At 48.9% G+C, this 23479-nt stretch carries 19 protein-coding genes, 1 tRNA gene and 1 pseudogene; 10 read left to right on the top strand and 11 right to left on the bottom strand.

The window, feature by feature from the left end:
* Positions 1-53: 53 nt before the first annotated feature.
* The 3 genes from dnaA to mutM form a co-directional block, all read right to left on the bottom strand.
* Positions 54-1502, bottom strand: a complete 1449-nt coding sequence (dnaA, locus tag GS501_RS05220; protein ID WP_160830823.1) for a chromosomal replication initiator protein DnaA — start codon at positions 1500-1502, stop codon at positions 54-56.
* A 270-nt stretch (positions 1503-1772) separates the two neighbouring features.
* On the bottom strand, positions 1773-2045 hold the full coding sequence (rpsT, locus tag GS501_RS05215) for a 30S ribosomal protein S20 (protein WP_160830822.1): 273 nt from the start codon (positions 2043-2045) through the stop codon (positions 1773-1775).
* Positions 2046-2154: 109 nt separating this feature from the next.
* Positions 2155-3006: a bifunctional DNA-formamidopyrimidine glycosylase/DNA-(apurinic or apyrimidinic site) lyase gene (gene mutM, locus GS501_RS05210; RefSeq protein ID WP_160831089.1), complete on the bottom strand. Its 852-nt coding sequence runs from the start codon at positions 3004-3006 to the stop codon at positions 2155-2157.
* A 30-nt stretch (positions 3007-3036) separates the two neighbouring features.
* Between mutM and GS501_RS05205 the strand changes: the two genes are divergently transcribed.
* The 5 genes from GS501_RS05205 (at position 3037) to GS501_RS05185 (ending at position 8393) form a co-directional block, all read left to right on the top strand.
* Positions 3037-3825, top strand: coding sequence for a class I SAM-dependent methyltransferase (locus GS501_RS05205; protein WP_160830821.1), 789 nt, complete (start codon positions 3037-3039; stop codon positions 3823-3825).
* Between the two features lie 3 nt (positions 3826-3828).
* Positions 3829-5025, top strand: coding sequence for a bifunctional phosphopantothenoylcysteine decarboxylase/phosphopantothenate--cysteine ligase CoaBC (coaBC, locus tag GS501_RS05200; RefSeq protein ID WP_160830820.1), 1197 nt, complete (start codon positions 3829-3831; stop codon positions 5023-5025).
* A gap of 19 nt (positions 5026-5044) precedes the next feature.
* Positions 5045-5494 (top strand): dUTP diphosphatase, encoded by a 450-nt coding sequence (gene dut / locus GS501_RS05195; protein ID WP_370517958.1) that lies wholly within the window; start codon positions 5045-5047, stop codon positions 5492-5494.
* 110 nt (positions 5495-5604) lie between these two features.
* A complete protein-coding gene (locus GS501_RS05190) occupies positions 5605-7074 on the top strand; it encodes a hypothetical protein (protein WP_160830818.1) in 1470 nt (489 codons plus the stop codon).
* Complete coding sequence (locus GS501_RS05185) at positions 7071-8393, top strand: AAA-associated domain-containing protein (protein WP_160830817.1); 1323 nt, start codon at positions 7071-7073, stop codon at positions 8391-8393. Before GS501_RS05190 ends, GS501_RS05185 begins: the two co-directional genes overlap by 4 nt.
* A gap of 16 nt (positions 8394-8409) precedes the next feature.
* On the opposite strand, the gene msrA is transcribed toward GS501_RS05185, so the two are convergent.
* The gene (msrA, locus tag GS501_RS05180; RefSeq protein WP_160830816.1) at positions 8410-8943 is read right to left on the bottom strand and encodes a peptide-methionine (S)-S-oxide reductase MsrA; all 534 of its coding nucleotides are present in this window, start codon (positions 8941-8943) and stop codon (positions 8410-8412) included.
* 171 nt (positions 8944-9114) lie between these two features.
* Here msrA and ilvD point away from each other — a divergent pair, with 171 nt between their 5' ends.
* Together ilvD and GS501_RS05170 are read left to right on the top strand one after the other, a co-directional pair.
* Entirely contained in the window at positions 9115-10971 is a 1857-nt protein-coding gene (gene ilvD / locus GS501_RS05175) for a dihydroxy-acid dehydratase (protein ID WP_160830815.1), read from the top strand.
* Positions 10972-11406: 435 nt separating this feature from the next.
* Positions 11407-12111, top strand: coding sequence for a hypothetical protein (locus tag GS501_RS05170; RefSeq protein WP_237442435.1), 705 nt, complete (start codon positions 11407-11409; stop codon positions 12109-12111).
* Between the two features lie 143 nt (positions 12112-12254).
* Here the strand turns inward: GS501_RS05170 and GS501_RS05165 are convergent, their stop codons facing one another.
* Positions 12255-13190 (bottom strand): LysR family transcriptional regulator, encoded by a 936-nt coding sequence (locus tag GS501_RS05165; RefSeq protein ID WP_160830813.1) that lies wholly within the window; start codon positions 13188-13190, stop codon positions 12255-12257.
* 129 nt (positions 13191-13319) lie between these two features.
* On the opposite strand from GS501_RS05165, the gene GS501_RS05160 reads away from it, so the two are divergent.
* Complete coding sequence (locus GS501_RS05160; RefSeq protein ID WP_160830812.1) at positions 13320-13838, top strand: phenolic acid decarboxylase; 519 nt, start codon at positions 13320-13322, stop codon at positions 13836-13838.
* An 86-nt stretch (positions 13839-13924) separates the two neighbouring features.
* Here the strand turns inward: GS501_RS05160 and GS501_RS05155 are convergent, their stop codons facing one another.
* Together GS501_RS05155 and GS501_RS05150 are read right to left on the bottom strand one after the other, a co-directional pair.
* Positions 13925-16618 (bottom strand): valine--tRNA ligase, encoded by a 2694-nt coding sequence (locus GS501_RS05155; protein WP_160830811.1) that lies wholly within the window; start codon positions 16616-16618, stop codon positions 13925-13927.
* Positions 16619-16705: 87 nt separating this feature from the next.
* Positions 16706-18196: a TolC family outer membrane protein gene (locus GS501_RS05150; RefSeq protein ID WP_160831088.1), complete on the bottom strand. Its 1491-nt coding sequence runs from the start codon at positions 18194-18196 to the stop codon at positions 16706-16708.
* A 165-nt stretch (positions 18197-18361) separates the two neighbouring features.
* On the opposite strand from GS501_RS05150, the gene GS501_RS05145 reads away from it, so the two are divergent.
* Positions 18362-18435, top strand: a tRNA-Cys gene (locus GS501_RS05145).
* A gap of 274 nt (positions 18436-18709) precedes the next feature.
* On the opposite strand, the gene GS501_RS05140 is transcribed toward GS501_RS05145, so the two are convergent.
* Entirely contained in the window at positions 18710-19663 is a 954-nt protein-coding gene (locus GS501_RS05140) for a hypothetical protein (protein WP_160830810.1), read from the bottom strand.
* A gap of 450 nt (positions 19664-20113) precedes the next feature.
* On the opposite strand from GS501_RS05140, the gene GS501_RS05135 reads away from it, so the two are divergent.
* The gene (locus tag GS501_RS05135; RefSeq protein WP_160830809.1) at positions 20114-20578 is read left to right on the top strand and encodes a hypothetical protein; all 465 of its coding nucleotides are present in this window, start codon (positions 20114-20116) and stop codon (positions 20576-20578) included.
* Positions 20579-21201: 623 nt separating this feature from the next.
* Here GS501_RS05135 and GS501_RS05130 read toward each other — a convergent pair.
* The 3 genes and pseudogenes from GS501_RS05130 to GS501_RS05120 all read right to left on the bottom strand — a co-directional run bounded on the left by GS501_RS05130 (position 21202) and on the right by GS501_RS05120 (position 23350).
* Positions 21202-22107: a dihydrodipicolinate synthase family protein gene (locus GS501_RS05130; protein WP_160830808.1), complete on the bottom strand. Its 906-nt coding sequence runs from the start codon at positions 22105-22107 to the stop codon at positions 21202-21204.
* Positions 22108-22144: 37 nt separating this feature from the next.
* Positions 22145-22621 (bottom strand): annotated as a pseudogene (locus GS501_RS05125) (DMT family transporter).
* A gap of 66 nt (positions 22622-22687) precedes the next feature.
* Complete coding sequence (locus GS501_RS05120) at positions 22688-23350, bottom strand: AraC family transcriptional regulator (protein WP_160830807.1); 663 nt, start codon at positions 23348-23350, stop codon at positions 22688-22690.
* Positions 23351-23479 lie beyond the last annotated feature (129 nt).

Here is a 23479-nt window from a genome sequence, read left to right as displayed (position 1 = left end):
ACGAGTAATCTTGTCCCAGTTTAGCAGAGCTCTGCCACAAAAGGAAATAAGGCCTAATTTTCAAGCATATGTCTCAAGAGTTCAACACTTTCTGCAAATGTAGGATCTTCTTCAATCAACTCGGTGACGCGTGAGACAGCATGCATAACGGTTGTATGATCTCTATTGCCGAATTTGCGTCCAATTTCCGGAAGGCTGCGGCTGGTGAGCTGCTTAGCGAGATACATGGCGACTTGACGTGGACGTGCGACAGCACGAGCGCGGCGCGCGGAGGACATATCCGTTAGACGGATATTCCAATGCTCTGCCACTTTGCGCTGAATATCATCAATGGTCACGCGGCGCTCATGGGCTTTGAGCATATCTTTGAGCACGTCTTGTGTGGTTTCTAATGTCACAGGACGCCCCACAAGATCCGCATGGGCGATTAAGCGGTTAAGAGCGCCTTCAAGCTCACGCACATTGCTTGTAATTTTATGCGCGAGATATTCGAGCACCTTGCTTGGAACCGCCACACCAGAGGCTTTTGCTTTGGCCTCGAGAATGGAAATTCTCAATTCAAATGTAGTTGCGTGGATATCAGCGACCATCCCGCAGCCCAAACGTGTGCGGAGCCGGTCCTCTAGCCCAGAGAGATCAGATGGGCTTTTATCCGCACTAACAATGATCTGCCGCCCAGCATCGACCAACGCGTTGAATGTGTGGAAAAACTCTTCTTGTGTGTTGTCTTTCCCGATAAGGAACTGCAGATCATCGATCATCAGCACATCAACAGAGCGAAGCTGTTCTTTGAACTCCATAGTCGATTGCGCGCGGATGGAAGCGATGAAGCGATACATGAATTTTTCGGCGGACATATAGGCAACCGAAACATTGCCCATACGGATAAGCTCTGAGCCGATAGCATGCATCAAATGTGTTTTACCGAGCCCCACCCCACCATAAAGAAAGAGTGGGTTAAAGCCAGGGCTTGAAGGCCGTTCTGCGACACGGCGTGCGCAGGCATAGGCAAATTCATTAGGCTTACCAACGACGAAGCTCTCAAAGGTGAACCGTGGATCAAGTGGAGCGGCGAGGTCGCTACGGATCTCATGCGTAGGGAAACGCGCATTGGGCACCTCAGCCTCAATACTCTCTGGCGAGGGGGATGCCGTCGCTGATGTTGCAGCAGAAGCCCCTCCTCCAGCGGCATTTGCGGGGGATGTGGTTTCTTTACGGACTTGAAGTTCTACCCGTTGGATGACTTTGCTTTCTTGCCGCCAAAGGGTTTGTAGCCGCTCCCCATATTGCCCGCGGACCCAGTCACGCAAGAAGCGAGAGGGAAGAAATAGAACAATTTCATCCTCATCAAGTGGCCCAAGGACAATTTGCTGGAGCCACGTGCGGTATTCCACATCGCCGACCTCCGTCTTGAGACGGTCGCGGATGCGTATCCAAGTAGCCTCTAAAAGAGCGGTCTCAGAAGAGGTGACAGCAGCGTCCAGGGACTGAGCGTTTTCCACTTCCGGTCTCCGTTTCTTGTTTGTGACTCGCTCCATCGAAAGAAAAGCGGATGGCTGTCTTTCTTACTCTGTTCGATGTGGTCAATAGGTTAGCAACATTTCACCATGTGGTGAGCAAAGGAGAAGCATAAAACCTCTCTCTCCCAGGAGGCAAGGAAAAGCCACCTTGCACGTTAAACGACCTGGTGTCTAAAAAAGAACGCGCCCAGAAGGCGCGCCCAAAGCGGCTTTTATGCAAGCCGCTTTTTTCCAGGTAGAATCCCTAAAAAATTAGGCTGCCTGAGAAAGAGATTTGATGCGCGCAGACAAACGGGAAAGCTTACGGCCGATTGTGTTGCGTGAAATAACACCCTTGCCAGCAGCGCGTTGCATCTCTGGTTGTGCTGCACGGAAAGCGGTTGCAGCTGCTTCTTTGTCACCTGACAGAATAGCTTTTTCAACATTCTTTATGAAGGTGCGCATACGGGAAAGGCGAGCGATATTGCGCTCACGACGACGCTCATTCTGACGGATACGTTTACGAGCTGAAGGGTTATTTGCCATGGGTCTTCCGTTTTTCCTGCAGACAGTTCTCTAAATTATTGCCTGCCCTCTACTCTGAGATCTGGGTTTCGTCAAGCGTTGTTATGCCATTTTCGCCAAAAGAACAGGGCTATTTTCTCTGATGTTGAGGGCAAAAGAAAGTAGAACGCCCTGATTGGGTGATTCGCATAATCAAAGCCGTCTTCTTATGATGTTGTGCGCAAAAGATGCATTCCTCCCCTTCCCGCCCATAGACTTGGTGCATGGTTTGGAAGGTGCCTTTTTCACCGTCCGTTGTAACGTAATCACGTAGGGTAGACCCTCCCGCTTTGATCGCTTCATGCAGGATCTCCGGTATAATCATGCACAGGCGTTCACGTTCTTTGTTGGTGAGCTGTGTGGCTGGACGGGCTGGATGAATAGAGGCACGGAAAAGCGCCTCGCACACATAAATATTTCCCAGACCAACAATGCGTTTTTGATCCAGTAACGCATTTTTGATCGGCGTAAGGCTCTTCCCAAGGGCGTGCTTGAGATGTTCAGGAGTTAAAGCGCCATCGTCGAGTGGTTCGATCCCTAATGAGGCCAGCGGAGGGTAATGGGCAGCCTCCTCTGTGCGGAAGAGGTCAACCATTCCGAAACGCCGCGGGTCAACTAGAGCGAGGCGTGTATGTTCATCGGTGATCATCACGACATGTTCGTGGCGACGCTCTTCTATCGGGTGACCTGGTGGATCGATAAAGATCCGCCCTGACATGCCGAGATGGATGAGGAGCGTCCATCCCCCTTCGAGGTCCGCAAGAATATATTTTGCACGGCGATAGAGCTTAATAATGCGGCGTTGTGTCAGGGTTTCTTTTAAATGTGCAGGAAATGGCCGGCGCAAATCAGGGCGATTGACCTGCACTTTTTGAAGGAATCTTTGCTCTAAGGCAGGGCGCATTCCTTGCATAATGGTTTCAACTTCGGGCAGTTCTGGCATAATCGTCGGCAATACGGTAATGGTGGATTTATGACTGATAGCGCTAAACCTCACCCTTCGTCTTCCTCTTCGACAGAGTCAGAGGATGATTTTATTGATTTCGGGTATCGTGATGTTCCCCGGAATGAGAAAAAATCGATGGTCCGCCACGTTTTTGAAAGTGTTGCGGGTAAATATGATGTCATGAATGACGCGATGTCGTTGGGGATCCATCGGGTATGGAAGCATATTTTCATCACGATGCTCTCGCCGCGTCCGCACTATCAGCTGCTTGATCTCGCCGGTGGTACGGGTGACATCACGTTTGGTTGGCTGAAGCATGGCGGTGGTCACGCTATTTTGTCTGATATCAATGAAGCGATGCTGGAAGTAGGGCGTGAACGCGCGATTAAGGCCGGGCTGATTGACCGTATGGGTGTGACTGTCGTGGATGCGGAAGAAATTCCCTTCCCTGATGCGTCCATGGATCGTGTGTCAATGGCATTTGGGTTACGCAACTGTACTGATAAAAGTGCTGTTTTGCGTGAAGTCCGGCGTGTTTTGAAGCCGGGAGGTCGCTTCCTCTGCCTTGAATTCTCAAAAGTAGATATTGCAGCGCTCGCCCCTCTTTATGATGCGTGGTCTTTTAAGGTTCTGCCACGTATGGGGAAAATGATCGCGGGGGATTCAGAGAGCTATCAATATTTGGCGGAGAGTATCCGTATGTTCCCTGATCAAGAGACGCTCGCGGAGATGATGCGTGAAGCGGGATTGGAGCGGGTTGAATATCGCAATCTCTCGGGTGGTATTGTTGCGATTCATTCGGGGTGGCGGCTTTAACACATGTCTCGCGTTCTTTTGATCGTGAGTGGCGGTATTGCCGCCTATCGTGCTCTAGATGTTGCACGGCTGCTTCGTCAGCAAGGTATGGATGTAACACCTGTGATGACCGAGGCTGCAAAGGAATTTATTACCCCTTTGTCGCTTGAGGTTTTATGTGCCGAGCTCGTGCACGAGACGCTTTTTGAGCCGGCTCAAGAGAGCACGATCGGGCATATCGCCTTAGCACGTGCAGCTGATCTTGTGCTTGTGTGCCCAGCTACAGCGCATATTATGGCGCGTATGGCTCAGGGGTTGGCTGATGATTTGGCAACAACCCTCTTATTGGCCACGACAGCGCCTATTTTACTCGCCCCTGCGATGAATTGGCGTATGTGGGAGCATCCGGCTACGCAGCAGAATCTTGCCCTCCTGCGTCAACGTGGGGTGCATTTGGTTGGTCCGGATGAGGGTAGTATGGCCTGTGGCGAGCAAGGTGTGGGACGGCTGAGTACGCCTGAGGCCATTGTTGCTTCTGTGCAGCACTGTCTTAATCCGCCACAGTCACTACGCGGGAAGCGAGTGCTTGTGACGGCGGGACCGACGGTTGAGCCCTTGGACCCAGTACGCTTTTTGTCCAATCACTCGTCAGGTTTGCAGGGTTATGCCGTTGCAGAAGCGCTGGCTTATTATGGTGCTGAGGTTACACTGGTGAGTGGTCCCGTCTCTTTACCAACGCCGCCTCGGGTTACGCGTATTGATGTGCAAACGGCTGTGGAGATGGCACAAGCCTGTGAGGCACTCTTGCCTGTGGATGTGGCGGTTTGTGTCGCGGCGGTGAGCGATTGGCGCCCGCGCTCTCAAGCCACAGAGAAGATGAAGAAGCAAGGGGACCAACCACCAACTTTTGAATTGGTGGAAAACCCCGATATTCTTGCCACGTTAAGCCATCATGAGCAGCGCCCGCCTTTGGTGATTGGTTTTGCAGCAGAGACGGAGAACGTTCTTGATCATGCGCGTGCAAAGCGTTTGCGCAAGGGGTGCGATTGGCTCTTGGCGAATGATGTGAGCCAATATGCGTTTGGAGGCCAGACAAACCAGGTCTATCTCTTCGATCAAGAAGGCTATGAGACCTGGCCTGTGATGGATAAGAAAGTGCTCGCGATGCGTTTGGCCGATAAAGTTTCTCGTTACCTAACGTCTGATCTTTTTAAAGAGTAGAAATTACATGTCTTCTTCCATGTCCAATGTAGCTGTGTCGTTAAAGCGTCTTGCGCACGCTGAAGGGCTTCCCCTACCCCAGTATGCAACAGCGGGTGCTGCGGGGTTGGATTTTGTTGCTGCGGTGGAGAAGCCTTTACATGTTGCGCCAGGGGAGCGGGTGTTAGTCCCGACAGGGTTATGTATCGCTCTGCCTCCAGGGTATGAACTGCAACTACGCCCGCGCTCAGGGCTTGCGCTCAAACATGGAATTACCTTGCCGAATGCCCCGGGAACGATTGATGAAGATTATCGTGGTGAGATTAAAGTCATCGTGATGAATGCCGGGCATGAGGCTTTTACTATTGAAAGAGGCATGAGGATTGCCCAGGGTGTACTGGCTCCTGTGGTTCGAATCGTTTGGCAGGAAAGTGACCGCCTGGAGGAGACGGCCCGTGGGCAAGATGGGTTTGGCAGTACTGGGCATTAAGGCTGAAAGACGATGGGCGACCGAATATCCATGGGTAAGCTATGAGGGGACATTTCTCTCTACTTCCATGGTTATCGTGGGTGGAAGGTAAGATCTCCCGTGGGCTCCTTATGCATTACGGGAGTGGTGTAGCGCTTTGCCTGTATGTGTTAGGGCTCCTTCTATGTGTGGCCCGATGGGTGTTTCCCTCTTTTGCTGCATGGATGGGGAGCTCTGTTTTTTGGGGCGCTCTTCTTCCGACGCTCATGCAAAGTTTTCTCGCCTTTACACTAGCGGGATGCGGCAGTCTTCTCGTCTTTTCTCTTGTTGCTTCTTCGCGGTTTTTGCGCCGTATTGTTCGTTCCCTTATTACCCTCCTTATTGATGTACCGGCCCTGGGTTGGGTTGGTTTTGTGATGTGGTGTTGCCCTAGTTTTCTAGGGTGCATTTTAGTAGCTGCTTTTAGCGTTTGTGCCCAGGCGATTCACGCTGTTTTAGAGGAAGAAGAGACCATTCCTCTGTCCCTCGTACGGAGTGCGCGTGCCTTGCGTATGACACCGTGGCAGTGTTTTTGGCGTTTACAAATTCCGGTTGCTGTGCCGCGTTTAATGCGTGCCATTGTGCGCGATATTCCAGATTTCTGGGTACGTCTTATCGGTTCGCAAGCCATTATTGCTGTTGTGGAAGGGCCGAAATTTTCTGTAGGGATTGGTGCACAACTTATTACGGCGGACCGAGCACATGAGGGTGTTCTTTTGGGGGAAATATTCCTCGCTACAGCCGTCATGATTGCGTTGTGTCAGCATGCTTTTATTGTGCCACTTTTATGGCGGGCACAACGCTATGAAGCGCATGTATTGGCACCGACACGGGCAGCACGGACGGAGGAAGGGCGATCTCCCTGGTGGCAGGAGCCACGGCTTTTGGGAGTATGGGGTGCTTTAGGGGTTAGCTTTGCTGTAATTCTGGTGATTATTCACCCCTGGTATCGAGTTATTCCTGCGTTATGGCAGAGTGTGCTGCATGTTTTGGCGGTCCTCCTTCCCTGCTTTATCCTATGGGGATTTTTGGGAGGCGCACTGGTGGGGGTACGCCCCGAAAAGCGGTGCCTTTTCCGTTTGTTGTGCAGCGGTTGTGTGCTCATTCCCGTTTTTCTATGTGACCCGTTTTTATCTCCTTGGGGGATAACGGCTCTTATGATTGTGAGTATGCAAGGGGCATTAGGCTGGGGGATTTTTCTCTCAGGAGAGGATGATGGCCCACGGGAACGGCTCTATCAAACGGCGCAGCGCCTGCATCTCCCTTCCCTACTGACGTGGCGTTATGTCCGTATACCACTTGTTTTACCGCCCCTTTTGCGGAGCATGTCGGTGCTTCTTCCTCTCTTATGGAACCAGATTTATTTAGCGGAGATGATTGCCCCTCGCGCTGCGTCTTCCACTGGCCTAGGGAACCTTTTATTCTCGGCGTTCCAGCTATCGTCTTTTGGTAAGCAAGCAGCGTTACTTATTTTGATGACGTTGCTGGCTTTTGGGGTGCGTCACGCTGTAATAGTGCCGCTGCAGCTTCGTTTCTCTCGTAAATATCGAGTATCACCATGACTAATATTCTTCGCCTTCAAGAATGCTCGCAGGCTTTTGACAAGGCGCGCCCTCAAGAATTGATCATTATTGATTGCGTCAGTTTGAACGTGCAAGAGGGTGAAATTCTCGGCCTTGTGGGGCGTTCTGGGTCGGGTAAGTCAAGTTTAATGGAGATTATGGCGGGGTTAAAACCCCCCCTGCGCGGTACGGTTTATTGGACTGGTCACCCAGCAAAACCGCAGGATTTTGAACGTGTTGCGACTATCTCTCATGATGATGCTTTGTTCCCCTGGTTGACGATTGAACAAAATGTGCTTTTAGGCCTTGAAGCTCGGCGTCTGCCCGTGGCGCAGCGCAAGGAGATTGCCGACAACATTATCGAAATTATGGATTTGGATGGCTATGAGAGCGCTTACCCACGTGAGCTTTCAGCAGCTATGCAGCAGCGCGCTATCCTTGCACGCGCTCTCGCTCAGCAGCCAGAAATTTTGCTTCTTGATGAGCCTTTTCACGATATTGAAATGCTCAGTGCAGAAAATCTCCGCACGGATCTTATTGAATTATGGAGCGAGAAGCGTCTTGCCCCTCTAAAAGCTATGGTGTTGGCCACACATGCTGTTGAAGAAGCGGTTTTGATGTGTGACCGTATCTTGCTTTTCTCGTCTTCACCAGGGCGTGTGACGCATGAAATCCCCGTGCCCTTCCCTCATCCGCGTAACCGGCAGGATGTTGAGTTTCGGCATTTTGTGGATCAGATTTACACATTAATGACCCGCCGGGCGCCCATTGTTTCAGAAGTAGATTTGTTAGCCTCTCCCGAAAGCCGTGCGAGTGCTGAGGAGGATGTGGTTTCTGTCACTCTGCCTGATTTGTCGATTGAGCTTTTGGTTGGACTTCTAGAGGCTCTAGAGGCCAAGCCACGGTCTGGCCGAGCGGACTTGCCAGAACTGGCCCAACATCTTCAGATGACATTGGATGATCTGCTCCCTATTGGCGAAACGTTGGAACTTTTAGATCTAGCCGAGCTGGAGGATGGCGATATTCTTCTCACCAGTGCTGGTCAAACCTTTATCGCAGGGGATGCTGACGCACGCCGTGACTTGATGCGCTCTGCTCTACTTCACGCTTTCCCACTATTGAGAAATATCCGCGGGGTTTTGGACGAACGTCCTAGCCACATGGTGGATGCTGATCGTTTCCGTAAATTGCTCGAGAATACCATGTCTGAGAATTATGCGCGCCAGACATTGAACACGGCTATTGCCTGGGCGCGCTATGCTAATCTCTTCAGCTATGATGAAGATACAGACCGGTTTTTACTCGAGCAGGATGAGTAACCTCCACGAGGGCTGATTACTTCAGACGGTCACGGTACATTTTGCGTGCTTTCGCGACTTTGGGTGCCACAACAGCGGAGCAATAGGCCGTTTCTGGGTTGCGTTCAAAATAATGATGGTGGCTTTCTTCCGCTTCCCAAAAGGTAACTGGCCCTTCAATTTTCGTGACAATGGGGGCGTTCCAAATTTTCTCTGCCTCTATGGCATCGCGCACGTGATGGGCGATTTTTTGTTGAGCAGCATCACCAAAAATAACGGACCGATATTGGGACCCGACATCGCCTCCCTGGCGATTTAGCTGTGTGGGGTCATGTGTTGTGAAGAAAACGCGGAGAAGATCCTCTAACGAAATTTCTTCTGGGTTAAAGCGGACTTCCACGACCTCCGCATGGCCCGTTTTATCGGTGCAGACTTCTTTATAGGTAGGATGGTCTGTATGCCCGCCAGCATAGCCGGGTTTTACAGAATAAACCCCTTTCAAGCCATCAAAAACCGCCTCGACACACCAGAAGCATCCGCCACCGAGAAGAATAGATGAGGTTTCAGCCATAATAATCGTCCTACCTTAGAATGACATTTCGTACTGTCTCCATATGGTTGATAAAAAAATGAATCGCTAGGGGGAAGAAGAAGTGCTTTCCATATCTTTCAATTTTTGTTGGTTATGTTTATGATTATTTCCAACACTGTTTGTTTTTCATAGGATTGAACGAGGTTTCTCATGCCGGCTTACCGATCACGCACCAGCACCCATGGCCGCAATATGGCGGGGGCGCGGGCTCTTTGGCGGGCAACCGGCATGGAAGAAAAAGATTTTGGCAAACCAATTATCGCGGTCGCGAACTCCTTTACCCAGTTTGTGCCAGGCCATGTGCATTTGAAAGATATGGGGCAGTTAGTGGCCTCGGCCGTGGAAGAAGCGGGCGGGATTGCACGTGAATTTAATACGATTGCTGTCGATGATGGGATCGCTATGGGGCATGGTGGGATGCTCTATTCCCTCCCCTCGCGTGAACTGATTGCGGATTCCGTTGAATATATGGCGAATGCGCATTGTGCGGATGCGCTGATTTGCATCAGCAATTGCGATAAAATCACGCCTGGCATGTTGATGGCGTCATTGCGGCTTAACATCCCGACTGTGTTCGTCTCTGGTGGGCCTATGGAGGCAGGACGTACGGATATGGATGGTGTGGTGCAAGCTACGGATCTTGTAACCTCCATGGTCGCGGCCGCTGATGAGCGCGTGAGTGATGAGCAATCTGAACTCGTGGAACGGTCAGCATGTCCGACATGTGGGTCTTGCTCAGGGATGTTTACAGCTAATTCCATGAACTGCCTCACGGAAGCGCTTGGTTTGTCCCTTCCTGGTAATGGTTCTTTAGTGGCGACCCATGCGGCACGACGTGAGTTGTTTTTAGAAGCAGGACGATTGAGCGTTGAGCTAGCACGCCGTTGGTATGAGCAAGATGATGCAATGGCCCTTCCCCGTGGCATTGCAACAAAAGCGGCTTTTGAAAATGCGATGACGTTGGATATTGCCATGGGAGGATCCACCAACACGGTACTGCATCTTTTAGCGGCGGCGCGTGAGGCTGGTGTCGATTTTCATATGAACGATATTGATCGTTTGTCGCGTCATGTCCCCAATCTGTGCAAAGTATCTCCGGCGAAGGCCGATGTGCATATGGAAGATGTGCATCGTGCTGGAGGAATTCCGGCTATTTTGGCAGAATTGTCGCGCCTGGAATTGATCGAGACTCAGGTGCCAACAGTACATAGCGCGACGATGGCGGACTCTTTGCGGAAATGGGATATTCTGCAAGGAGGGAATGAAGCGCGATCTCTCTTTAGCGCGGCCCCAGGAGGCGTGCGGACGGTTCAAGCCTTTTCTCAAGATAGTCATTATAAAGAGTTGGATACAGACCGGGTAAAGGGTGTGATCCGTACGCGCGAACATGCCTTTTCACAGGATGGTGGATTGGCGGTTCTTTACGGCAATTTGGCTGAAGAAGGTGCCATTGTGAAAACGGCTGGTGTGGCAGACCATATTTTGACATTTCAGGGGCGTGCCCGGGTGTTTGACAGTCAAGAAAGTGCTGTGAACGCGATTTTAGGAAAACAAATTGTCCCTGGTGATGTGGTGGTTATTCGCTATGAAGGCCCCAAAGGTGGGCCAGGCATGCAGGAGATGCTCTACCCAACCAGCTATTTAAAGTCGATGGGGTTGGGTGAAAGCTGCGCGTTGATCACGGATGGTCGTTTTTCAGGAGGGAGCTCCGGTTTATCGGTCGGTCATATGTCTCCTGAAGCGGCAGAGGGTGGATTAATTGGTCTTATTGAAGAAGGCGATAAGATTGAGATCGATATTCCTGCGCGTCGGTTGCATTTAGCGGTGTCTGAGAGTGAGCTGAAAAAGCGCCGGGCGGTTATGGAGGCTAAAGGCGATGAGGCTTGGCAGCCACAGCGTGAACGTCACGTTTCCGTTGCGTTGCAAGCCTATGGTGCTATGACCACAAGTGCTGCCCATGGGGCGGTGCGTGATTTATCCCAAATTATCGTTAAGAAACGATCATAAAGAAACATATCGTCAGGGAGGGCTTGTGTCCTCCCTCTTTTTTTAAGAAGGTATGACTGAGCCTTGTAAGGGTTATTGTCGGATCTTCTATGATATTCAGTGTGTTGGCCAATGATAAAACGAATTTTTTTGTGCATTATCCCAGTTATATATGCGTTCTTCTGCATAGAAGATGTACAAGCAGATGATTTAAATACATTGTCTGATGCGCAAGTTGAAAGCCTATGTGCACAAGTCCGTACGGTAAACCCTCCTTTATCTGACTTGCCTAACAAAACGGATCAAAAGCTCCTTGAGCATTGTGATAGTGAGAGTCTGTATTATGGAATTGGTCAGCCCGCAGACCCTATAAAGGCTCGGCTTTGCGCTTTCGTTGAACAACGTTCTGAGAAAGATAATGGCACACCGGATGGCTTTTCCGGTTCACATATATTAATGATGATTTACGCAAATGGGCGCGGAGTGCATAAAAATATTCCTTATGCCATGCACCTAGCATGCTTATCCTCTTGGGCTCCTGCTGAAGAAACCGAACGTCTTGAGGATTTACGTGCACGCCAATATAAGCCATCAACACGACCTTTCGATTTCTGTGATGGGGCAACAAGTGGTTACGTAGGAGGAATATGTTCTTCTCATCATGCGAGGCTGCAAGATGTTGAACTCGATAGAAGTATCATAGATTTTCAAAAAAAACTTTCTCCAAACGCTCAAAAATCATTTCAAAATGTGTTGGAGAAGCAGAAAAAATGGACCAAAAAAACCTCAGAAAATGAGGTTGACCTCACGGGAACAGATAGAGCAAGTGAAACTATTGAAGCTGAAGAAAATCAGAAGAAAAATTTTGTTGCGTTACTAATACGTTTGCAACGGAGTGATTTCCCAAAATATACTCAAAAAGACATCATTAAAAGCAACGCAATCATGAAAATTTCTCTCGCAAAGCTTAAAAAAGAAGGTGTCATTCCTAATAGTACAATTGAATGGAATGGTATTTCAGAAACACAGAAAACGTGGGAACGTTATAGAGACGCTTGGGGCGATTTCGCTGAAAAAGTATACCCCGCTTGGGGTAAACAAGGTGCTGAAGCATGGATCAGTATGGAGCGTGCGAAAATGTTGGAGTCTATGGCACATTGAAAGAGTCTCTTCTTTCGTATGAAATGATCGAAAGAACCGCTATAAAAGTAGATTAGAGACAACTATCCTCATAGCGGAGATATTTTTTCATCTTCGCTATAACTTATGAGGCTTCCCAAGTAATTGACGTGATCATTCGCGGGTCATAGATGGATATTTGTTATTATATCGTTATAATTTAATGCGTTGCTCTTTGTACCCTTTGTTGTGTCGGTTGATAGAAGTGATGCTAGCGTTTTGATTGATGGGCCATTCATCAGCTTATGTTCATTGACTAATAATCCGAGGGGGATATGACGTGTTCCTCCGACGTTAAGCGGTAAAGGAGCAAGTATCCCATCTCGAAGGTCATGCTCAATAAGATGATAAGGTAACCATCCGTAGCATAAGCCTCGCCTTACCCCTTCGATCGCTGTTTCAACAGTATTCATGCGCCATATTTTTCCTTCTTCTATAACAGACATCCCGACGGCTTCCATTCCACGAATTTCGACGTGTGCATAACGCGCTAGTAGGACTTTGCTGGGAGGCTGCGTGGCCTGTGTCAGAGGGTGATCTTTGTGGGCAACGGCGATGAGCGGAACATGAGCGATTGGTTGGATTAACTTTGCGCCTGGCTCAGCGATGAGAATGGCAAGGTCAAATTCCTCATCCTGTATTTCACGTATAGTTTGCCGAACGGTCTCACGTAAGTGAATCTCGATATGGGGATGACGTGTCGCAAATATCTGTAGTGCGTCGAATAACCGATCTTTTGGAAAGACACTATCGACCAGCAAACGGATATGTAAGACATCGCCTTTTGCGATCAAGTGCGTTCGCTCTTCGAGGCGTGTTAGCTCATCAATGAGTGGAATAGCTTCTGCGAGAAGTGCCGTTCCTGTCATGGTGAGTACGGCCCGCCGTCCTTGGTGTTCGAGCAGCTTAACGCCGAGACGTTCCTGCAACTTGACGATCGCATAACTTACGGAAGATTGGCTTCGATGGAGTGCTTCAGCGGCCTGAGCGAAACCGCCATGTTCGACAATAGCGCGGAGAACAGCCCATTGTTCAATCGTGGAATGTGGAAGACGGTTCATAGAGACCCTTAATGTGTAGAATTTGGCATTCCTATCGGATTATTCGATCATATAGCGTGAAAAATTGCGCTTTTCATTCACATTATTCGATGTTTTTCTGGTGATGTAACAGTATGAATGGAAAAGACGATGTCCAATGACTTTGAATCAACCAAACCTGAAGAGCTAACTGACTTCGTCGGTCGCCACTTTATCTATACATACGATAATGGCTGGCAATATGAGATATATGTGAAGAATGATCGGACCATTGACTATCGCATTCATAGCGGAATGGTCGGAGGGCGTTGGGTGCGTGACCAGGTCGCGCATATTGTTCGTTTAGGAACAGATATTTATAAGATTTCCTGGGATGAACCAACGGGGACGACCGTGAGTGTTGCGGTGAATCTTGCAGACCGCAAACTGCATGGTGTTATTTTCTTCCCACGATGGGTGGCGCTTGATCCTAAAAAGACCGTATGTTTTCAGAATGATCACATTGACCAGATGTTAGCCTATCGCGATGCGGGCCCAACCTACCCTAAATTGGTTATTGATGAATTCGCGACAATTAGCTTTCTAGAAAGCTGCTCACCCAATGATGAAAGCGTGATTTCCTGCGCTGCTTCCGAACTCCCAGAGGGTTACGCCGCACGCCGGAATTGAAATAATGCCGCCCTTATATGCGGTCGTTACCAGGGAAACCATCCATGATAGCGGAGATTCTTACATCTCCGCTATCATGGATGTCTTTAGTCTAAACGCGCGAGAGCCGCTTTTTGGCGTGTGAGTTCGTGCTCGAAATCACTCAAGCGGTCGCGGTTTTCCTGTACCACTTCAGGTTTTGCGCGCGAGACGAAATTCTCATTACTGAGTTTTTTCGTTACTTTTTCGATCTCTGTTTCAAGGCGTGTCACTTCTTTACGGAGGCGATTTCGTTCCGCATCGAGATCAATGACACCTTCAAGTGGCAGGAAGATCGTCGCTTCATCCAAAACGATCTGCGCTGCCATATGTGGGGCTTCACCTGTCAGCGCACTGACCTCGGACGCACGAGCCATGCGGCTAATGGCCTCATGCCATTGTTGAGCACGCTCAATGGTTTCAGGCTTAGCATCACGGAATAAAAGCGGCGCCTTTTGGGAAGGCGGCACATTCATCTCAGACCGCACCACACGCACTTCTGTGATGAGGCGTACCAACCAATTGACGTCATCAGCCGCTTTTTGCGCTTCAGCTATAGATGGCACGATGGGCCAGGAAGTTGTGGCGAACTCCCCTTCATAACCCAGTTTTTGCCAGAGTGTCGCTGTGACAAATGGAATAACGGGCTGCATCATGCGCAAAATAATGCCGAGAACATAGGCACTCACCGCTTTCAATTCAGCGGCTTCTTCTCCGCCAGCATTGAAAATAGGTTTTGCAAATTCAACAAACCAGTCGCAGAAAATATTCCATACGAAGTGATAGCAGCAACGAGCGTAATCATCGAAGCGCGAAGCTTGCAGAGCCGCTTGCGCGTTTTCTGTGGCCTGTCGGGCTTCTTGTATGATCCAACGTGAAAGTGTGCCTTTGACCTGTGTTGGGTCAAACTGTGCGGCAGGTGCGGCACCATTCATTTGTAGGAAGCGCGAAGCGTTCCAGAGTTTGGTGATGAAGGCACGATGTTCTTCAACGCGGCCACGACCAAGTTTAATGTCACGTCCTAGCCCTGCCCCTGCACAAATGGCAAGACGCACCGCATCAGCCCCAAATTCTGAGACAAGCTCGAGCGGGTCCAGGCCGTTGCCACGAGATTTGGACATTTTCTGCCCTTTCTCATCGCGTACCAAGCCATGGATCAAGACTTTATGGAAAGGAACCTCTCCCATGAAATGGAGGCCCATCATCATCATCCGGGAAACCCAGAAGAAAATGATGTCAAACCCTGTAACGAGAACACTGGTTGGATAATAGCGTTTTAAGGCCTCAGTATTATCAGGCCAACCAAGGGTTGAGAAAGGCCACAAAGCTGAACTGAACCATGTGTCGAGCACATCCTCATCTTGTGTGAGAATGACCCCTTCCCCCGCTTGAGCTTGTGCGTCTTCTTCTGTTTCGGCAACATAGGTCTGACCATCGGAGCCATACCAAGCGGGAATGCGATGTCCCCACCAAAGCTGACGGCTGATGCACCACGGTTGTAGTTCCCGCATCCAGGCGAAGAAGGTATTCTCCCATTGGCGGGGTTCAAACACGATTTTCTCATTCTGGACCGCTTCAACAGCGGGGCCTGCGAGCTTAGGGGCATCACAATACCATTGCAGCGTCAGGCGTGGCTCTACAATGGCACCACCACGTTCTGCAATCGGTACTTGTAATGTATGGGGTTCTATTTTCTCAAGCCATTCCAGCCGCTCAAGTTCAGCAACAATCTTTTTACGCGCTTCGTCTCTATGCATGCCGGCAAGGCTTCGGACAAAGGCTGGGTCCGCAAGGCCTTCTACGACTTTTATTTCTGATTCAATGTCATCAAGCCAAATATGCGCACCTTCATCAAGAATGGTGGGCGCTGCGAGATTGTGGCGTTTACCCACCTCAAAGTCATTAAAATCATGCGCAGGGGTAATTTTAACCGCCCCTGTGCCTTTTTCGGGGTCTGAGTGCTCATCGGCGATGATAGGCACTCTGCGCCCTGTGAGTGGAAGTGTGACCTCTTGGCCGATCATATCACGATAGCGGTCATCTTCCGGTGAGACCGCTACAGCGACGTCACCCAGCATTGTTTCAGGGCGTGTCGTGGCAATAGTGATGGTGCGGCCATCATCCAGCGGATAGCGAATATACCACATGGAGCCTTTTGTTTCGCGATTTTCGACCTCAAGGTCAGAAATCGCAGAACGGAAGGCTGGGTCCCAGTTTACGAGACGGCGGTCACGGTAAATGAGCCCCTCTTTATGGAGCTGAACGAAGACTTTACGGACAGCTTTGGAGAGACCGTCATCCATCGTGAAGCGTTCACGTGACCAATCAGCCGAGGCGCCAAGGGTGCGAAGCTGGCGGACGATGGTGCCGCCATATTCTTTTTTCCAATCCCAGACGCGGTCAATAAATCCAGGGCGGCCGAGCGCCGTGCGGCTGATGCCTTCTTTATCCAACGCGCGTTCAACCACCATTTGGGTTGCGATACCGGCATGGTCGGTTCCGGGCTGCCACAGCACATTCGCACCGTTCATACGCTGCCAGCGGATAAGGATATCCTGCAAGGTGAAGTTGAGCGCATGCCCGAGATGGAGTGTTCCTGTCACATTTGGTGGCGGGAACATAATGGAGAAGGCACGGCCCTCTTTTTCTGGATGAGCGGTAAAGACCCCACTCTCCTCCCAATGTTGATAGAGAGGCGCTTCATATTGGCTGGGGTTAAACGTTTTTTCGAGAGGGGCAGTAGATGTATTTTGCTCGGCCATGATGTCCCAGATGATAAGATAATAACGCTATGTGGTCTGTATAATATCGGTTTTTCTTACGAAAGCCGATAGGCTTGGTGTAAGGTTTTATCGACCAGGCTCGTTCACAGCGTAATCGCTGATCCCCCACAGACGGTTCTTGACGGCTTTATAATAGGCTTTTTCATCATAGAGCGGCACGGAAAGCCTGAGATCTACCGCCGTTAAACGGCCAATGGCGGAGGCAATAGTGTAAGTAGAGCTCACGAGTGACGCAACTGTCTGAACGAGTGCTTGCTGAGCGAGCAAGAGTGTTTGCTGCTGCTGAAGGACAGATAGGGTTGTGGCCGTCCCCAAGAGGGCTTCACGCTCCACCCCTGCAAGAGCAGCGATATCCGCCTTCACAGCGATGCGGTTACTTTTCATGGAATCTTTATAGGCTTGGTAATTTTGCCAGTTAGAAGAGGCAAGCTGTAAGGCGACACGGCGCTGTACATCCACTTCGTGATGCGCACTTTCAGCACTTTGGCGTGCTTGACGGACACTGGCATACTCTCCCCCTCCCTGATAAATGGGCACTTGAAAGAGGAGCTCTGCGTATTTGGAATCTTGCTGTGAATGTTCGGCTGCTTGGTCTTTCGTATGTTGATAGCCGAGTACGGCAGAAATCTTGGGCAAAATGGTTGCCATTTGGGTCGAGATATTACTCTTCTGCTGAGCTTCAGTGAAAAGCGCATAAACAACATTAGGGTTGTTATGAACGGCCATTGCAACGGCCTCCCGCTCCTCTTTCACAGGAAGATCAAGAGGTTGAGGCGGCACAAGATTAGGCGGCGCGGCAATGCCTACTTGTTGCATATAAGTGGCTTGGGCTGATTGTAACGTCCCTTCTGCTTGCTGCCTTTGAGCTGAGGCGGAAGCTAAGGCGCCTTGTGCTTGTGCGACGTCGGTTCGACTTAATTCCCCTAAGCGGAAGCGGCGATTGGCTGTATCGAGCTGCTGCCGGAGAACACGCTCGTTGTTGATGCTGATTTGCAGAAGCTGCTCATCTTCCACAACGCCGATATAAGCATTGGCAACGCTGAGTAAGACTTGCTGTTCCATGGCGATCAAACGAGCACGCTCAGCCATGATCTGGTTTTTTGCCATTCGGATATTGGCAACGGTTTTCCCACCTTGATAGATGGGTTGGGTCAGGGTGACGCCCCCGGTATATCCCGTGCTGCTATAGCGCTGCGTGTTGGGGACTGCGATTGACTGCCCATTTCCGATAGGCGTGTTGTTGGTATAGTTAGAGTTTCCCTTATAATAGGTCAGCCCCAACGTGCCCTGAATGGTCGGGTGCCATCCGGCTTGGGCTGCCGGCATTTGTTCATCAACCGCACGGAGCCGAGCACGTTCTTCACGCAGTTGTGGGTTGGTAAGATAGGCCGCCGCCATCGCCTCACGCAATGTGTGAGGAACAAAATTGGGGGACCCACTTCCATCATATTTTTGGGCAAAAGAAACTGAAGGTATCAGTGATGATGCAACCCCTACACCTATACCGAGGGGGAACGTCCAGCGTGTTTTAAAAGAGTAAAAATGTTCTGTGCCCATCACGATCAGCTACCTGCAATTATCTGAAAACAGAATGGCTGAACCACCCGTGCTTGTTTGTTATACTATCGTTTTTCTTCACGAAAGAAAAATCTTTTCCGTTATAAAAGTTCCCCCTTGACCATCCGGCACAAACTGTCCATAAGGGCGTCGTCCACGCCTAGAGGTCCGATGGCAGAATGGCTATGTAGCGGACTGCAAATCCGTGTATGTGGGTTCGATTCCCGCTCGGACCTCCAGGCGTGGTTATCACTCCCCCCCGAAAACTCCTAAAACCCACTAAAAAATCCCGTTTTTTGAGTTTCATACCCTCCGATGGCTCCCACAAAATAGCGTTACATCCCGTGAGTTTGGGGATATTTTGGGGTATCATGCCCGTTTTGGTTGATACCGACTTGTGGTGTATTCAAGGGGTATTTGACGTTAGGGTTAAAAGGTGGGCTAACGAGCTCTATACTGAGGATGACCGGGACGCTGCATCCCGGCCTTTTTTGGTAAATTTAAGAGATGATTTTAGAAACTGATGCCAGCACCTAAGCCAATATGAAGCTGTTGTGTCATGCTGCTCGGTTCATATAGATAACCGGCATGACGTCCTCCTCGTGCGCGAACGGGGGAAGAGGAACCAAATTTGACATCTTGATAATCAATGTTTGCCAATAAGTGCCAGCGTTGTGTGAGACGGTAATCAAGCATTGCGCCAATTTCATAGCGGAAGCGGCTCCCAAGATGAAATTGACGTTCCGCATTGCCAGCGTCCATATGTGCACCAAAAGTACTGCCTACGAAGCCATTTAATTTAGCCACAAAGCGTGGTGTGATGGCATAATCAAGATGGACAGCGCCACCCACCCAATCATATTGATAGCGCTCATCATAGCCATGAACATGGACACTGATCCCAGGATATCCGTAAACGCTGCTACGCCCACTATTTATGCTGCGATACCAGTAGCCATATCCTCCCTGAAACGCTGTAATTAAGAGTAGATTATGAGTTAAGCGCCACGCTTTCCCAAGTTCTCCTTGGCCATATGCTTTTTGTTGATTGGTCTGAGTATTGGATGCCCCGCCGTAGCCGAGGCGATCAGACCAGGCCCCGTGGTAAGAAACGTGACCAATATCGAAGTTGCCTTGTCCACTCACATAAAGATCGTGCAACTGATAAAAATCAAAGATTATAGAGCCTTTAACCGTTAGCCCTGGTGTCCAACCCAGCTCACGATCATGCGGTTGATATCGAGCGTACGGGTTATGCCGGGGGAATTCTTTGTAATTTCCGAGCATTCCATCCCCCATGATGGAGATTTCACGCTCCGAAGCGATGACAGGAGTGGTTTTCTTAGGTGTGCCTAGCCAAGGGAGGTCATACCAGGGCATTGAGGATGATTGAGCAAAAGCTGAGCCACAGAATAACGTTGAAAGCAGACAACTATTCACAATCTTAAGAACGAAGGAGAAGGCCATTATTAGATTATAAATTCCGCATATTAGGTAATTGGGGTGGGTATGATTATCAGAACGCAATATTTTTTTTGAGTGTTTTATGGATGGATGTTGTAAATAAATCATAATTTGTGACTTTTTAGGCACAAATTTCTAATTTAATATACTTGATGCTTTGGCCTTCTCGCAGAAATTTCCCTTAAGGTCATATATTTTCGTGACCTTATCCTCTGCGTCATTTCCTCTAACTATGCATAGGGTTAAGAGTGCTTTTGAGTTTGTGCTCTTATTGAGAGATCCCTTTATGATGTGAAGGAAGCGTTAAAATGATCATCTTTTTGCCAGGGATGCATTGCATTAACCCGCCTGTAGATGGATATGGTTCTCGAGATTTTTTCAAGAAAATATCGTGCATAACTTAAGAACTTAGTACATATTCAAAACGATAATGACGCAATAGAGAGAAAATTAATGCTTCCAGAAGAAATAAAACAAAAAAACAACCTTGGAACAGGCAAATTTTTGTTATTGAATCTCGTTACGCTAAGCATATTCTCTCTCGAGAGAATTTCAGTCATGACATCTCTCATAGAATCATTCTCTGGAGAAAAAATTTCTTCTGAGAAATTTAAGATTACTCTGCAAGTAATAACTTCTTTTTATATATTACTTTCGGGAGAAAATACATTCAATAGAAATGCTTTTATCGGACTTCTATTGCAATTGCTTTCTTTCGTATTGTGGGGGATGTTCGCCTATTGGTCATTTCAAGCAAAAAGAGAGATAGAAATTTATTCAGTAAAAGAGCTTGGATTTTCATATAAAATGAACTCTTTTTACACAATTTTATTTAACGTTCTCTATATAAATTATTGCTTGAATGATCTTGCAGATGAAAATATGAAATATAACTATATAAAATCACAAAATGTTTAATATAAATAAATCTATCTTATATTTTGTATGAGTTACCTTATGGGAAAGGCTCTTGTTCGAGAGCCTCCCTTTCCTCCTCAAGGTGCTGTTCTCATAAAAGAGCGTTGTATGGAGAGACTGTGATTAGGTTCTGTTAGAATTTGAGGTAGTCAACTGAAGCAGTAGTGTAGAACACGGATATGAAAGATGAAGCTATTTTTTGGTAGGCATGTATGACAGTTCTACCAAAACAAATCATACTCAAAGCTGGATCAGCTTTGCTAAGATGATGAAGAAGCTTCTGCTAGACACTCTGTTTCGACCAGCGGATAAACAATTGGGCAGCCAGCCACCAAGGCCCTAGGTTGGAAGGAATGGCACGCTATTTCGTGTTATTCTGATGACGCGAAGAAATGGCTGAAATAGTTCGTCTCAGATGGTGATACTCTTCAATCAAGAAACAAGGAATTAAGGCAGAGCCACATTCTGTCAAAAATGACACTCTCCATTACATTAACCCCTTCCATATGAGAAGAAACGTTATTCTTTAAACTCTAACAGACCCTAAAAATGAGGCAGATTATTGGACCAGAAATATGTCCTGGCCAGAATGATCACTCTGGCCAGGACGTATCGCACTCTCTCTACGATGGTTGATGGCTTTTGATGAGTTGAGCGAGGGTTTCACGGTCTTTTTCGGATACGCCTTGCAGGGGAAGTGGCAAGCAAGGCTGAGTTGTGAGGCCCATTATTTCTGCGCATGACGCAATAACGCGGAGGGAGCCTCCATAGCGGTGGCTCATTTCCCAGAAGGGGTGGAAGGTTTTTTGAATAGATGCCACACGTTCTTTATCATGGGTGATGGCAGCATCGGTTAGGGCGCGTGCTAGATTGGGGAAAAGGCCACCCCATTCTGAATACCAAATCTTAGCGCCCGCCATAAGGCTTTCCGCTGCTGTGGGGTCTCCACTGACACCTAGCGTGAGAGAGGAAGGTGTTCCCCCTTCCCTAAAGCGTTTTAACCTCTCTAAGGCTGCATCAGGTGTTGGGAACGCACTGGGGATTTTGATTGATGAAATGTGCGGAAGCCTCGCGATGCGTTGTGTTAGTTCATCGGAGAAGTGAAATTGTGTTGTTCCTGGTGTATCATAAATGATGATGGGGACAGAAACATTTTGGCTAACGGTTTCATATAATGCGAAAACCTCTTCCTCACGAAGCGGCATGTAAGACATAGGCGGTAAAAGCAGAGCTTTTACACCAGCTTTTTGAGCGTCTTCTGCGTATTGCAGGACGTCGCGTAAGCGAATAGCTCCGATGCTAACGAGAACAGGTGTCTCTCCTGCATGTTTCACCGCCAGCTGAGCAACGCGTGCTCGCTCTTGCCGTGACATAAAGGGGTAGCTTCCCGTAGAGCCTGCAGCACCAATGGAATCCACACCAGCATTCGTCAGACGTGTGATGAGGTGGATGAACGCCGCTTCGTCGATGTCACGATCAGTGAGAGGCGTGATGGGAAAGGCGCTTAAGCCTTTGAAAATGATACTCATTGGGTAATCTCTCCATAGTTATAGCAGATGTTATTTTTTAGTGACGTACAAGCACCACGCCTAAGATGAGCATGAGCGCACCGATGACCCGGACAGCATCAAGACGATGGATGGGGATCCCTAGAAAGCCAATATGATCGAATAAGAGGGCACCACCCATTTGACCAACGACGATAAAAGCCAAAACAGTAGCGGCTCCCATGCGCGGTACTATGAGAATTCCGGTAGCGACGAAGATGGCCCCGAAAACTCCCCCTCCTCATGATATTGGGGATGAGTAACGGATAAGCGCCCATAATGACTTTTGGCTTGGATGAAGCCAGGTACTGGTGGAAGCGATGGTGACCATCAGTACTGTTCCGACAAGGTAACTTCCTGCACCTGCCCACCATGGTGACATCAGTTCAGCGCGTAGGCGTGTATTCAGGACTTGTTGGAGGGTGAGGCTTGCGCCTGCTCCGGTGATGAGCAGGCACGATGCTATCCAAGGAATGAAAGAGGCTGCTATGTTCATACCAAGGGAAGATAAACACCACAGGAAGCGGATTATAGAACGAATGTGACTGCGTTCGATGAGAAATTAAGTGCCTTTTTGATAGCATCTTGGGGTTGTGCCGAACGTGCGGCGGAATAGGCGCCCTAAATGGCTTTGATCGGAAAAGCCTGCTGCAAAGGCTGTATCGGCCAGATTATGACCATCGCGAAGGAGTATTTTGGCGGTATTAAGTTTACTGAGAATTTGGGCATTTTGCGGCGAAATTCCATAATGTCGGCGAAAGCGGCGTGAATATCCCTCACGGCTCATATTATGGGAGCGAGCATGATCTATGACCCGTGATGGATCGCCGGGGAGTATCGTGAGAAGTTTTGCAGTCAAAATGAATGGATGTTGTACAATTGATATGGGGTCTTCATTAACGATGTCACGAAGGAGTGCAGCGATATCGCTGGGGTCTTGGTAGAAGCCAGGGTGATTATAGAGGTTGATACAAAGGGTTTCATCACCACAGTCACGTGATGAATGGGGTATTCCAGCTGGAATCCTTATGGCTTGTCGGGCAAAGACAGGGACAGATTCCCCCATGAAATTGAAAAAACGACACCCTGCTAGGACCAAAGAAATTTGATCTTCTGTATGGAAATGGATGGGAAGAGCCAGTGATGTTCCGCGCCCAAGGCTCATTTCTCGAACAAGAGGGCGCTCTGTACGCCAATAACTCCAAGGACGCTGGGGTGAGAACATGATTGTTTTCTACCGGGTCAATATTCTATGAGGAAAGTAAGAAGGACCCAAGTTTTAAGGAAAATATAAAAATCTTCAATAAGATAATGCTGAGAAACACCAGGACTTATAAGATTAAAGGCTGTAGGA

The sequence above is a fragment of the Saccharibacter sp. 17.LH.SD genome (genome assembly GCF_009834805.1).
Classification (GTDB): domain Bacteria; phylum Pseudomonadota; class Alphaproteobacteria; order Acetobacterales; family Acetobacteraceae; genus Saccharibacter.
Note: the sequence above shows the minus strand (reverse complement) of the source record. Positions and strands in the feature narration are given on the sequence as shown.